The organism is Mesorhizobium sp. M0145 (assembly GCF_040322355.1).
GTDB lineage: Bacteria > Pseudomonadota > Alphaproteobacteria > Rhizobiales > Rhizobiaceae > Mesorhizobium.
Window position 1 is genome coordinate 175,596 of record NZ_JAMYTK010000011.1, and the last position, 11,887, is coordinate 187,482.

Consider the following 11,887-nt stretch of genomic DNA (forward strand, 5'->3'; position numbering starts at 1 on the left):
AATTATTGTAGGTACATAAATTCTGATGAAGATCGTTTGGGACGAACCAAAACGGTTGGCCAACATTGACAAGCACGGCTTGGATTTTGCGGCGCTTGATGACGAGTTTTTTCTTGCCTCGACAGTCCGCACTGCCAAGGCCGGTCGTCTCATGGCAATTGGCCGGATCATCGATGGCATCGTTGCGGTGGTGTTTGCCCGGCTCGGTTCCGAGGGCATCTCGATAATTTCGATGCGCCCGGCAAGTCCCGCGGAAAGGAGATTGTTCAATGGCAAAGCGTAAGGTGCGCACCGAGTTCGAAGCTGGTCGCGGCTACAGCAAAGAAGACTGGGAAGCCGTTTCGGAGAATCCGGAATGGACAGAGGAGGATTTTCGAAACGCTCGTCCTTTCGCCGAAGCGTTCCCTGAACTTGCCGAAAGCATTCGCCGTTCGCGCGGCCGGCCGGCTCTCGATAATCCGAAGAAGCAGGTAACACTCCGTCTCGACAGTGACGTAGTCGCCCGCTTTCGTGCCGGCGGCCCCGGCTGGCAGAGCCGCATCAACGAGATTCTGCGCAAAGCCGCCGGCCTCGCCAAATAGACGTTTGCCTGTGACAGCGTCATTTGGCATACCCGTCCCATTCGGGACCGAGTTCGTCAAAATCGTCGGCAATCCTGATTTTGCCCTTCATGGCGCCGACACGAGGCAGGGACTCGGGCACGGCTAGCGGCACGAGGCGCGCCGCAACCTTGCCGCGACGGGTAATCACAATCTCTTCGCCAGCTTCCGCGCGGCTGACGAGTTCCGACAGTCTTGCCTTGGCCTCTGCGATAGCAATGTTCATGGCCAAAGTCTGAGCTACTACTGACCGAATCGCAAGAAGTCCGGTGCAGCCTTACTCCGCCGCCTGCACCTTCAGCACGCCGCGCTTGATCTGGTCCTGCTCGATCGATTCGAACAGCGCGCGGAAATTGCCCTCGCCAAAACCTTCGTCGCCCTTTCTCTGGATGAACTCGAAAAAGATCGGCCCGATCACGGTTTTCGAGAAGATCTGCAGCAGGATCTTGGTCGTGCCGCCATCGACGACGCCTTCGCCGTCGATCAGGATGCCGTGCTTCTTCATGCGCTCGATCGGCTCTTCGTGCCCATTCACGCGGGCATAAGACATGTCGTAATAGGTCTCGGGCGGGCCCGGCATGAACTTCAGGCCGTTGGCGGCCAGCCTGTCGGTGGCGCCGTAGATGTCGTCGGTGCCGACGGCGATGTGCTGGATGCCCTCGCCGTTATACTTCTTCAGATATTCGGCGATCTGGCTGGTCTCGTCCTTGGACTCGTTGAGCGGGATGCGGATCTTGCCGCACGGCGAGGTGATGGCGCGGCTGACCAGCCCGGTGATCTTGCCGTCGATGTCGAAGAAGTGGATCTGCTTGAAGCCGAACAGGTCGCGGTAGAAATCCCACCATTTGTCCATCTGGCCGCGATAGACATTGTGGGTCAGGTGGTCGAGATAATAGAAGCCGACGCCTTCCGGCCTGGGGTCGCGCTCGCCCAGCCAGTCGAACTCGGCGTCGTAAGCCGAGCCCTTCTCGCCGTAAGTTTCGATGAAATAGAGCAGCGATCCGCCGATACCGACGATCGCCGGCACATCGAGCGTCTTGTCGTTGCCTTCATAGGGCGTCGCGCCCTTGGCCACCGCGTGATCGAAGGCATGCCTTGCATCGACCACCCGCCACGCCATCGAGGCGGCGCAAGGGCCGTGCTTGTCGACGAATTTCATGGCATGCGAGCCGGGTTCGGCATTGACAACATAGTTGATGTCGCCCTGCCGCCAGACGGTGATGTCCTTGCTGCGGTGCTTGGCCACCGGCACATAGCCCATGCGGGTGAAAAGCTCGGCGAGCTTTTCCGGCTCGGCATGCGCGAATTCGACGAACTCGAAGCCGTCGGTACCGGCGGGATTGGTTTTGCTGATCTTGGCGGGCGGTGCGTCGTGCGGGAAGGGACCCATGGCATTGCTCCGAAATCTGGAACTGGCCGCGTCGGCCATCTGAACGCAATTATAGCGCGGAGCGAGTGCAAATTGCTTGCATTCAAACGCTTGAAATGGTCTGATCATGCGCGAGTTGTGCACTGCGGACCCGAAATTCATGGATGAGGCGCGCATCGACCAGTTTGACCGCAAGATAATGGCTCTGTTGCAGGGCGATGCACGGCTGACCAACAACGATCTGTCGGAACGGGTGAACCTGTCCGCGTCGCAGTGCTCGCGTCGTCGCCAGCGGCTGGAGGAGGACGGCTATATCAAGGGTTACCGGGCGGTGCTCGACCGCGACAAGCTCGGCTTTTCCCTGGTCAACGTCATCTCGGTTACGCTCGCCACCCACAACCGCGACAATGCGCGGCGTTTCGGCGAATTGGTGGCGCGGCTGCCGCAAGTGCAGGAAGCGCACGCGCTGACCGGCGAGATGGATTATATATTGAAGGTCGTGACGCCGGACCTGAAGTCGCTGTCGGAATTCGTCAACGGCGTGCTGCTGCCGCACGAATCCGTGCAGCATGTGAAGACGGCGATCGTGCTGGAGACGCTAAAGGAAACCGGCGCGCTGCCGATTTGAGTGTAAATCATGTCGAACTTTCAGATCGCCGGCATCGTGCTGTTTCTAGTGGGGGTTGTGCCGTTCACGATTGGTAGTCTGATCCACGCCGCGCATGAACCGAAGGCTTGGGAGTTGCGCATCATCAATCCCTGGCCTTCGTGGCCCTATGGCTGGGTCGAACTCACTCATCCGAAGGCGCGCTGGTGGTGCGGTGTCGGCTTTCCGATATGTCTTGCGGGCTTCATCGTACTTTTGGTCGCCACGATTCCGCTCGTCGATCTTGCGCTATATGTCGCTTTGCTTGTCGCTTTCGTCTGGCTGCGGCGGGTCATAGCCAGACGGCGGCATCACTAAATCATCGGAACGCCTCTCACCCCTTCGACTGCTGGATCAGCCCATAAAGATTAGTGCAGCGGGCGCCGGACCGGCAGTAAGCGAAGACCGGGCCTTCGAGTTCGTCAAGCGCCTCGGCCTGGTCCTCGACATTCTCGGCCGTGATCTGGCCGCTGATGACAGGGATGTAGCGGAAGGCGAGCCCGGCGCCCTCGACCGCCGCCTTGACGGTGTCGGCCGATGGCTGGCCGGGCTGCTCGTCGTCCGGCCGGTTGCAGATCACGCTTTTGAAGCCGGCGGCCTTGATGGTCGCGACATCCTCGGGCTGGATCTGGCCCGAGACCGAATAGTCCTCGCTGATTTGACGGTATTCCATGGCGGTGTCCTCGCAATCTGGTTAGCGGCAGTCTTGCCACTCCCTGACCCGGTCGGCAATCCGCGCGAAAAGAAATCCATCCGCGCAGATAGGGATTTCGATGCCGGAAATCCAGCCGGGCTAACGCGGTACGTCGCCAGGACGCATCATGCGCCAGCCCGGCTGGATGAACCGGATCGGTCGGCTCAGCTGCCGAGGATCGCGCCTTTGATCTGGGCGATGTTGTTGTGCATCAGATCGATATAGGTCGCGGCCGGGCCGTCGGGCTGCGACAACGCATCGGAATAGAGCGTGCCCCCCACCTTGATGCCGGTCTCGCTGGCGATCTGCTCGATCAGCCGCGGGTTGGTGATGTTCTCGACGAAGATCGCCGCCGCCTTGTCCTGTTTCACCTGGCTGACCAGCTTGGCGACGTCGGCGGCGGAGGGCTCCGACTCGGTCGACACGCCTTCCGGGGCCAGGAACGTCAAGCCGTAGGCCTGCTCGAAATAGCCGAAGGCGTCATGCGAGGTGATGACGACGCGCTTCTCCTGCGGGATCGACTGGATCGCCGCCTGCACTTCGCCCTCAAGCGCCTCGAGCTTTTGCGTATAGGCGGCTGCATTGGCCTTGTAGCTGTCGCAACCCGCAGCGTCGGCCGTGCAAAAGGCGTCGGCGATGTTCTTCACATAGATCTTGGCATTGGCGATCGACTGGAAGGCATGCGGATCGGTGACCGTCTTGCCGCCATCGGTTTCCGCGCCTTCGGCGGCATCGGCCTCGGCGAATTCGGGTTTGAAATTGATCGGCGTGACCCCCTTGGTCAGCACGGCAATCGAAGCCTTGGTGGCGCTGGCGTCGACCAGGCGCTGCAGAAAACCTTCGAAATGCAGGCCGTTGACCAGCACGATGTCGGCCTTGGCCATCGCCACCGCATCGGCGGGGCTCGGCTCGTAGACGTGGGCGTCGCCGTCCGGCCCGACGATGGTGGTCAGATCGATGCGGTCGCCGCCGACATTCTTGGCGAAATCGGCGATGATCGTGAAGCTGGCGACCACTTTCAACGGCTCTGCGAAGGCCGAAGATGCGCCAAAGGCGATTAATGTTATAACGCTCACGGCCAAAGCGGCGCGGATCGATTTCAGCATGGACTAGGTTCTCCTTTGTTGGGATCAGGCAGTTCTGTGGCGGTGATGAACGATGCGGGCACGCAGGATGCCGCGCGTGCCGAACAGGATCGAGGCGAAATAGACGACGCCGGCGGACAGGATGATGGCCGGGCCGGAGGGCAATGACGCATGGTAGGACAACAGCAGCCCGGCAATGCAGGAGGCAAAGCCGATCAATGTCGCCAGCGCGCACATCGGCTCGACGCGCGACGTCCAGAAGCGGGCCGCCGCCGCCGGCAGCATCATCAGCCCGACCGACAGCAAGGTGCCGAGCGCCTGGAAGCCGCCGACGAGGTTGAGCACGACGAGGCCGAGAAAGATGAAATGCACCGGGCTGCCCATCCGGCTGACCGAGCGCAGGAACAAAGGGTCGAGGCATTCGGCGACCAGCGCCCGCCAGAAGATGGCGAGGCTGACCAGCGTCACCACGACGATGCCGCCGATCAGCGTCAGCGCCTCGTTGTTGAGCGCCAGCACGGTGCCGAAGAGCACATGCATGAGATCGACGCTGGAGCCGCGGATCGACACCATGAGCACGCCGATGGCCAGCGAAATCAGATAGAAGGCCGCCATCGAGGCGTCCTCGCGCTGGACGGTGAAGCGCGAGACGGCGCCGGCGCCGAGCGCCACGATGATGCCGGCGATCAGTCCGCCGACGGTCATCGGCAGGATTTCCAGGCCATAGAACAGGAAGCCGGCGGCAGCACCGGGCAGGATGGCATGCGCCATGGCGTCGCCGGAAAGGCTCATGCGCCGCAGCATCAGGAACACGCCGACCGGGCAGGCGCCGAGCGACAGCATCATCGAACCGGCGAGCGCCCGCTGCATGAAGGCGTAGTCGGCAAACGGAGCGACGAACAGACCGTAAAGCACCTCCATCATGCCGCCCTCGGCCCGGGGCCGTGATGATGGTCATGGCTGTGCTCGTGGCCACCGTGCTCGTGATCATGCTCGCCGGGCTCACACCATGGCGCGTTGTCCTCCCAGGCCTCGTGGAAGCGGCGCGCACGCAACAGATTCTCCGGCCGCAGCGTCTCCCTGGTCTCGCCCCAGGCGATCGGCTGGCGCGCCAGGAGCAGTGTTTCGGGGAAATTCTGCCGCACCAGATCGAGATCGTGGACCACAACCATGATCGTGCGTTCCTCGCCGTGCCAGCGCTTGATCAGCGCGATCAGGTCACCGACTGTCTTGGCATCGACGGCGTTGAACGGCTCGTCGAGCAGGATGAGCTCGGCATCCTGCAACAGCACGCGGGCAAACAGCGTGCGCTGCAGCTGGCCGCCCGACAACGTGTCGATCGGGCGCTTCTCGAAGCCGCCGAGGCCGACGGCCATCAGCGCCTCGCTGACCGAGTCGCGATCTTCCCTTGTATAACGGCCGAGCATGCCACGCCGCGGCCACAGGCCAAGTGAAACCAGGTCGACGACCCGGGCCGGAAAGGAGCGGTCGAGCTCCGATTGCTGCGGCAGATAGGCGGCGCGTATGCCGGGCGCCCGGATCACCGCGCCGGCCATCGGCTTCAGAACGCCGACGATGCCCTTCATCAGCGTTGATTTGCCGGAGCCGTTGGCGCCGACGACCGCCGTCAGCGATCCCTTGCGGATCGTACCATTGAGGTGGTGGACCGCAGGATGACTATTGTAGCCCAGCGTCAGGTCGCGGAAGGTCAGGCAGGTTTGGCTCATGTGACGATCCATGGGGGCGATGATCGGCGCTGCAGGGGCGGATTCGATATGTGATGTTATTACATTAGTCAACAAGCCAATCGGGCGGAATTGCGGCCGGGCCGTCTTGTTGTGTGCTTTGGCTTGGCTCAAGAAGTTCCGCTCGAGCGGCCTTGCCCGAAACGTATCCCGATCCTAAACAGGCGCAGCCGACAAGAGAAAGCCGGACAAGAGAAGGAATATCCAATGAGCATTCGTCGCATCGATGTGGGCCCGCGCATGAGCCAGATCGTCATCCACGGCAACACCGTCTATCTGGCCGGTCAGGTCGGCAAGCCGGGCGGAAACGTCGGCGCCCAGACCAGGGACATTCTGGCGGCGATCGACGAATTGCTGGCCAAGGCCGGCACCGACAAAACCAAGATCCTGCAGGCGATCATCTGGCTGGCCGACATGAGCACCTTTACCGAGATGAACGCGGAGTGGGACAAATGGGTACCGCAAGGCAACACGCCGGCCCGCGCCACCGGCGAAGCCAAGCTTGCCGGACCGGAATATCTGGTCGAGATTATTGTTACCGCGGCGATTTGAGGCGTAGCTCCTAACCCTCCCCCTCGAGGGGAGGGTCGGCGAGTAGTCGGAGCGAAGCGGAGACTGCGAGACGGGGTGGGGTCGGCGAGGTTGCACCGACCCCACCCCGCGTCACAAAATGCCGCCACGCGGCAATTTGCTCCGCGACCCTCCCCTCAAGGGGGAGGGTTTACCCCTGCGACGGCGTGAACCGCGCCACCAGCGTGTGGTTCTCTGCCGCATAGGTGAAGCGGACATGGGTGACGGGGTGCTCGGCGCTCCATGTCCGCCGCTCGATCACCAGGCACGGCGCGCCCGTCGCGATGTCGAGTGCCGCCGCTACGCGCTTTTCGGCGGCAACCGCGCGGATGCGATGCTCGGCCGCACTCCACGGCACACGGCCGATCAGCCACGGACCGGGCGCGGTGTCGAAAAACGCCTCATCGGCGGCCTCCGGCACGGCAGCCAGGTTGATCAGCCGCTGCTCGTGGGCGAACGGCCGCTTGCCGGCGAAATGCCGGCATTCCAGCACCAGCACCGGCCCGGCGACGTCGAGTTCCAGCAGGGCGCGGTCGTCGGCGCTGCTGCGCCTTCTGTTTCGCGCTATGCGCTCATAGCGGTAGGGCAGGCCAAGTGCCTCGACCTCGATCCGGATGTCGTGGATTTCGAGAACGGCTGCCTGCGACTGCGGCCGGCGGACAAAACTGCCGGAGCGACGCCGGCGCTCGATCAGCCCGGCCTTGGCCAGTTGCGACAGCGCCTTGTTCACTGTCATGCGCGAACAATTGTATTCGGCCGTCAGTTCGTGCTCGAACGGAATGCGGTGGCCGGGCGCCCAGGCACCCGACAGGATCCGTTCGCTGATGTCCGACAGGATGCGCTGGTGCAGCGAAAGAACCTCGCCGCCGTCCGCGCTTCCAGAATCCGCGCTTATTGTCCCGATCATGCTCATGCCGAAAGCGCCGTCATCACCTTGCGGAACCGCTCGGCGATGGCATCGCGCCTGGCATGCATGCCGCCGCTGACCAGTTTCTTGCCATGCACCCAGACGCAATCGACCTTGGTGCCGTTGGCAAAAATCCAGGCATCAAGGATTGCATCGCCCGTCTTGCCGGCCAGCGATGGATGCTTGCCGTCGAGCGAGACGAAATCGGCCGAGGCACCTGCTGCGATCTGCGAGGGTCCGGCGCCCAGCGCGGCACTGCCACCATCGAGCGCTGCATCGAATAGCGCACGGCCGGTCGAGCCGCCGGCCACCGCCAGCACGTTGCGGGCGCGGCGGGCGAGGCGCTGCGAATATTCGAGCTGCCGCAACTCGTCCGGCAGGCAGATCAGTACGTTTGAATCCGAGCCGATGCCGAAGCGGCCGCCATGCTGCATGAACAAGGACGCGGCAAAGGTGCCGTCGCCGAGATTGGCCTCGGTGATCGGGCAGAGACCGGCAACGGCGCCGCTGTTCGCCAAATCGGTCGTCTCGGTGTCGGTCATGTGGGTGGCGTGGATGAGGCACCAGCGCTGGTCGACCTTGGCGTTGGCAAGCAGCCATTCGACCGGCCGCGCGCCGGACCAGGCAAGGCAGTCCTCGACCTCCTTCATCTGCTCGGCGATGTGGATGTGGATAGGCCCCTCCGGCGCCATCACCGTGATGTTTTCCAGTTCCTCCGGTGTCACGGCACGCAGGCTGTGCGGGGCGACGCCCACGACGCCTTGATTCAGCGCGCGAATGGATTCGCGGCATTTCTCAACAAGCCGCGAGAACTGGTTCACATCGTTGATGAACCGGCGCTGGCCTTCATTTGGCGCAGCGCCGCCGAAAGAGGAATGCGCGTAGAACACCGGCAGCAAAGTCAGCCCGATGCCTGTCTCGGACGCTGCAGCAACAATGCGCTCCGCCATCTCGGCGATGTCAGTATAGGGCCGGCCGTCATGGTCGTGGTGGAGATAGTGAAACTCGCCGACGCGCGAGAACCCGGCCTCCAGCATCTCGACATAGAGCTGGGCCGCGACCGCCTCGACTTGGTCCGGCGTCATCGACAGCGCGAAACGGTACATCACCTCGCGCCAGCTCCAGAAACTGTCGGCGGAAGGGCCGCGCAATTCGGCAAGGCCGGCCATGCCGCGCTGGAAGGCATGGCTGTGCAGGTTCGGCATCCCTGATAGCAGGATGGCACGGCGCTCGTCGCCAGGCAGGAGCGAGGTATTCGCCTTGACCGTGGCGATCCTGCCGTCGGAGATGACGATCCGCACATTGCTGTGCCAGCCGTCGGGCAGAAGCGCCTGTTCCGCAAAGATTCCTGTCACGTTTTTCTCCAAATCCCGGTCTGCCGTGCGATGATAGCGCTTGCAGTGCCTTTTCATATGTATATACATAATCGTCACCTATTGAAACGGAAAAGATGATGGCTGCAGAGAGCAAAAGCCGGGCAGGAGAGCTTCGCCTCTGGCGCAATGCGCGCCTCGCGACCATGGCCGAAAGCAGCGCCGGGTCAGGCGTCGTCGAGCACGGTGCGGTCGCCGTGCGCAACGGCCGGATCGTCTATGCCGGGCCGGAAGTCGACATGCCGGCGGCTCTCCGCGAGGGCGCCGAGGCGACCGACTGCGAAGGCCGCTGGATTACGCCCGGCCTCATCGACTGCCACACCCATCTGGTCCACGCCGGCAACCGTGCCAATGAATTCGAGATGCGGCTGGCCGGCGCCAGCTATGAGGAGGTTGCCAAGGCCGGCGGCGGCATCGTCTCGTCGGTCAAGGCGTTGCGCGCGGCGAGCGAGGACGAACTGGTCGGCCAGTCGCTGCCGCGCCTCGATGCGCTGATTGCCGAAGGCGTCACCACCGTCGAGATTAAATCCGGCTACGGTCTCGACCTCGAAAACGAGAAGAAGTCGCTGCGCGCCGCACGACGGCTGGGCGGTGAGCGGCCGGTGACAGTCAGGACCACTTTCCTCGGCGCTCATGCGCTGCCGCCCGAAGCAAAAGGTGACAAGGACGCCTTTATCGATCTTGTTGCAAAGCAGATTTTGCCGGCCGTCGCTGCCGAGGGCCTGGCCGATGCCGTCGACGGTTTTTGCGAAGGCATTGCCTTTTGGCCGGAGCAGATCGCCCGCGTGTTCGATGCCGCGAAGGCGGCGGGCCTGCCGGTCAAGCTCCATGCGGACCAGCTGTCCAATCTGCACGGCGCCGAACTTGCGGCGCGCTATGGTGCGCTATCGGCCGACCACCTCGAATACACCGACGAGGCGGGTGCGGCGGCGATGGCGAAGGCAGGAACCGTGGCGACCATCCTGCCCGGCGCCTACTACTTCATCCGCGAGACCAAGAAGCCGCCGATCGCCTTGTTTCGCCAGCATGGCGTCAGGATGGCCGTTGCCACCGATAACAATCCCGGCACGTCGCCGCTGACCTCGCTGCTGCTGACCATGAACATGGCCGCGACATTGTTTGGCCTGACCGTCGATGAATGCATTGCTGGCGTTACCCGCGAGGCTGCCCGCGCGCTCGGGCTGCTTGGACAGACCGGCACGCTGGAGGCCGGAAAATCCGCCGATCTGGCGATCTGGAACGTCGAGCGCCCGGCCGAACTCGTCTACCGCATGGGCTTCAACCCGCTGCATGCCCGCATCTGGAGGGGACAATGACCGAACTCAAGCTAAGGCCGGGCAATGCCACGCTGGCCGATTGGCGCGCCATCTATCGCGGCGCCGCACTGAGGCTCGACGATGCCTGCCGGCCGAAGATCAAGGCCAGCGCCGAGGCCGTCGCCAGGATCGTTGCCAAGGGCGAGCCGGTCTATGGCATCAATACCGGCTTCGGCAAGCTGGCCAGCGTCCGCATCCCCGCCGCCGATCTGGAAACGTTGCAGCGAAACATCGTGCTGTCTCATGCCGCCGGCGTCGGCGAGCCGATGCCCGTCGCAATCTGCCGGCTGATGATGGCGCTGAAGCTGGCCAGCCTGGCACAGGGCGCCTCCGGCGTGCGGCCGCGGACGATCGAACTGATCGAGGCGATGCTGGCCAACGACGTTATCCCCGTGGTGCCGGCGCAAGGCTCGGTCGGCGCTTCCGGCGACCTTGCGCCGCTGTCGCACATGACCGCCGTGATGATCGGCGTCGGCGAGTGCTTTACCCCGCATGGCCGCTTTCCCGCCAAGGTCGCCTTCGTTTCGCATGGGTTGGAGCCGGTGACACTTGGCGCCAAGGAAGGCCTGGCGCTGCTCAACGGTACCCAGTTTTCGACCGCCTATGCGCTTGCCGCTTTGTTCGAGGCGGAAGTGCTCTACCAGTCGGCACTGGTCGCCGGCGCGCTGTCGACCGATGCCGCCAAGGGCTCCGACGCTCCGTTCGATCCACGCATCCATCTGCTCAGGAAACATCGCGGCCAGATCGAGACGGCCGAGGCGTTGCGCAATTTGATGGCCGGCAGCGCCATCCGTGAATCGCACCGCGTCGGCGACGAGCGCGTGCAGGATCCGTATTGCCTGCGCTGCCAGCCGCAGGTGATGGGCGCAGCACTCGATGTGCTCCGCAAGGCCGCCGAGACGCTCGGCACCGAGGCCAACGGCGTCACCGACAATCCGCTGATCTTTGCCGAGGACGACTCCGCACTTTCGGGCGGCAATTTCCATGCCGAGCCGGTCGCCTTCGCCGCCGACATGATCGCACTCGCCGTCTGCGAGATCGGCTCGCTGTCGGAGCGGCGCATCGCCATGCTGGTCGATCCGGCGCTGTCGGGCATGCCGGCCTTCCTCACGCCCAAGCCGGGTCTGAATTCCGGTTTCATGATCCCTCAGGTCACGGCGGCAGCACTGGTTTCTGAAAACAAGCAAAAGGCCTATCCGGCCAGCGTCGATTCGATCCCGACCTCGGCCAACCAGGAAGACCACGTCTCGATGGCGGCGCATGGCGCGCGCCGCCTCATCGGCATGGTCGAGAATGCGACGGCCGTCATCGGCATCGAATTGCTGGCCGCCGCGCAAGGCTGCGATTTCCACGCACCGCTGGCCTCGAGCGCGGCACTGGAGGCGGTGCGCCGGCTGGTCAGGGCAGAGGTGCCGCATCTCGACAACGACCGGCACTTCCACCCCGACATGGAGAAGGCCATCGCCATGATACGCAGCGGCGCGGCGGTGAAGGCTGCGGGTGCGGTGAAACTGCCGGGCGTTGCGTCATGAGGCGGTGTGCCGTGACAGGTCGCGTTCTGTCGCGCCCCCCTCTGTCCTGCC

General features: G+C 63.5%; 15 protein-coding genes. 7 read left to right on the forward strand and 8 right to left on the reverse strand.

From position 1 onward, the window contains the following. Window positions 1-25 precede the first annotated feature (25 nt). Window positions 26-283 carry a BrnT family toxin gene (locus NKJ28_RS17985; protein ID WP_352593151.1) on the forward strand — a complete coding sequence of 86 codons (258 nt, stop codon included), beginning with the start codon at window positions 26-28 and terminating at the stop codon, window positions 281-283. Beyond that, on the forward strand, window positions 270-581 hold the full coding sequence (locus NKJ28_RS17990; RefSeq protein WP_352457131.1) for a BrnA antitoxin family protein: 312 nt from the start codon (window positions 270-272) through the stop codon (window positions 579-581). Before NKJ28_RS17985 ends, NKJ28_RS17990 begins: the two co-directional genes overlap by 14 nt. 19 nt (window positions 582-600) lie before the next feature. Here NKJ28_RS17990 and NKJ28_RS17995 read toward each other — a convergent pair whose 3' ends face one another. Both NKJ28_RS17995 and hppD read right to left on the reverse strand, forming a co-directional pair. After that, window positions 601-825: a type II toxin-antitoxin system Phd/YefM family antitoxin gene (locus NKJ28_RS17995; RefSeq protein ID WP_352636607.1), complete on the reverse strand. Its 225-nt coding sequence runs from the start codon at window positions 823-825 to the stop codon at window positions 601-603. A gap of 51 nt (window positions 826-876) precedes the next feature. Continuing rightward, on the reverse strand, window positions 877-1,989 hold the full coding sequence (gene hppD / locus NKJ28_RS18000; protein WP_352569813.1) for a 4-hydroxyphenylpyruvate dioxygenase: 1,113 nt from the start codon (window positions 1,987-1,989) through the stop codon (window positions 877-879). A gap of 139 nt (window positions 1,990-2,128) precedes the next feature. On the opposite strand from hppD, the gene NKJ28_RS18005 reads away from it, so the two are divergent. Together NKJ28_RS18005 and NKJ28_RS18010 are read left to right on the forward strand one after the other, a co-directional pair. Next, complete coding sequence (locus tag NKJ28_RS18005; RefSeq protein ID WP_023674409.1) at window positions 2,129-2,596, forward strand: Lrp/AsnC family transcriptional regulator; 468 nt, start codon at window positions 2,129-2,131, stop codon at window positions 2,594-2,596. Window positions 2,597-2,605: 9 nt separating this feature from the next. After that, the gene (locus tag NKJ28_RS18010; protein WP_352636608.1) at window positions 2,606-2,932 is read left to right on the forward strand and encodes a hypothetical protein; all 327 of its coding nucleotides are present in this window, start codon (window positions 2,606-2,608) and stop codon (window positions 2,930-2,932) included. 16 nt (window positions 2,933-2,948) lie between these two features. Here NKJ28_RS18010 and NKJ28_RS18015 read toward each other — a convergent pair whose 3' ends face one another. The 4 genes from NKJ28_RS18015 to aztA all read right to left on the reverse strand — a co-directional run bounded on the left by NKJ28_RS18015 (window position 2,949) and on the right by aztA (window position 6,120). Beyond that, a complete protein-coding gene (locus tag NKJ28_RS18015; protein WP_023674411.1) occupies window positions 2,949-3,287 on the reverse strand; it encodes a protein tyrosine phosphatase family protein in 339 nt (112 codons plus the stop codon). Between the two features lie 185 nt (window positions 3,288-3,472). Then, window positions 3,473-4,414, reverse strand: a complete 942-nt coding sequence (gene aztC, locus NKJ28_RS18020; protein ID WP_352636609.1) for a zinc ABC transporter substrate-binding protein AztC — start codon at window positions 4,412-4,414, stop codon at window positions 3,473-3,475. A 24-nt stretch (window positions 4,415-4,438) separates the two neighbouring features. Then, complete coding sequence (gene aztB, locus NKJ28_RS18025) at window positions 4,439-5,314, reverse strand: zinc ABC transporter permease AztB (protein WP_352636616.1); 876 nt, start codon at window positions 5,312-5,314, stop codon at window positions 4,439-4,441. Beyond that, window positions 5,314-6,120 (reverse strand): zinc ABC transporter ATP-binding protein AztA, encoded by an 807-nt coding sequence (aztA, locus tag NKJ28_RS18030; RefSeq protein WP_352636610.1) that lies wholly within the window; start codon window positions 6,118-6,120, stop codon window positions 5,314-5,316. Before aztA ends, aztB begins: the two co-directional genes overlap by 1 nt. A 225-nt stretch (window positions 6,121-6,345) precedes the next feature. Here aztA and NKJ28_RS18035 point away from each other — a divergent pair, with 225 nt between their 5' ends. Next, complete coding sequence (locus NKJ28_RS18035) at window positions 6,346-6,690, forward strand: RidA family protein (RefSeq protein ID WP_352636611.1); 345 nt, start codon at window positions 6,346-6,348, stop codon at window positions 6,688-6,690. 169 nt (window positions 6,691-6,859) lie between these two features. Here the strand turns inward: NKJ28_RS18035 and hutC are convergent, their stop codons facing one another. Together hutC and NKJ28_RS18045 are read right to left on the reverse strand one after the other, a co-directional pair. Continuing rightward, window positions 6,860-7,621: a histidine utilization transcriptional repressor HutC gene (hutC, locus tag NKJ28_RS18040; protein WP_352636612.1), complete on the reverse strand. Its 762-nt coding sequence runs from the start codon at window positions 7,619-7,621 to the stop codon at window positions 6,860-6,862. Beyond that, window positions 7,618-8,970: a formimidoylglutamate deiminase gene (locus NKJ28_RS18045; protein WP_352636613.1), complete on the reverse strand. Its 1,353-nt coding sequence runs from the start codon at window positions 8,968-8,970 to the stop codon at window positions 7,618-7,620. Before NKJ28_RS18045 ends, hutC begins: the two co-directional genes overlap by 4 nt. Window positions 8,971-9,068: 98 nt before the next feature. Here NKJ28_RS18045 and hutI point away from each other — a divergent pair, with 98 nt between their 5' ends. Together hutI and hutH are read left to right on the forward strand one after the other, a co-directional pair. Then, a complete protein-coding gene (hutI, locus tag NKJ28_RS18050) occupies window positions 9,069-10,304 on the forward strand; it encodes an imidazolonepropionase (protein ID WP_352578349.1) in 1,236 nt (411 codons plus the stop codon). Continuing rightward, on the forward strand, window positions 10,301-11,836 hold the full coding sequence (gene hutH / locus NKJ28_RS18055; protein ID WP_352571517.1) for a histidine ammonia-lyase: 1,536 nt from the start codon (window positions 10,301-10,303) through the stop codon (window positions 11,834-11,836). The genes hutI and hutH overlap by 4 nt, the downstream gene beginning before the upstream one ends. Window positions 11,837-11,887: the final 51 nt, after the last annotated feature.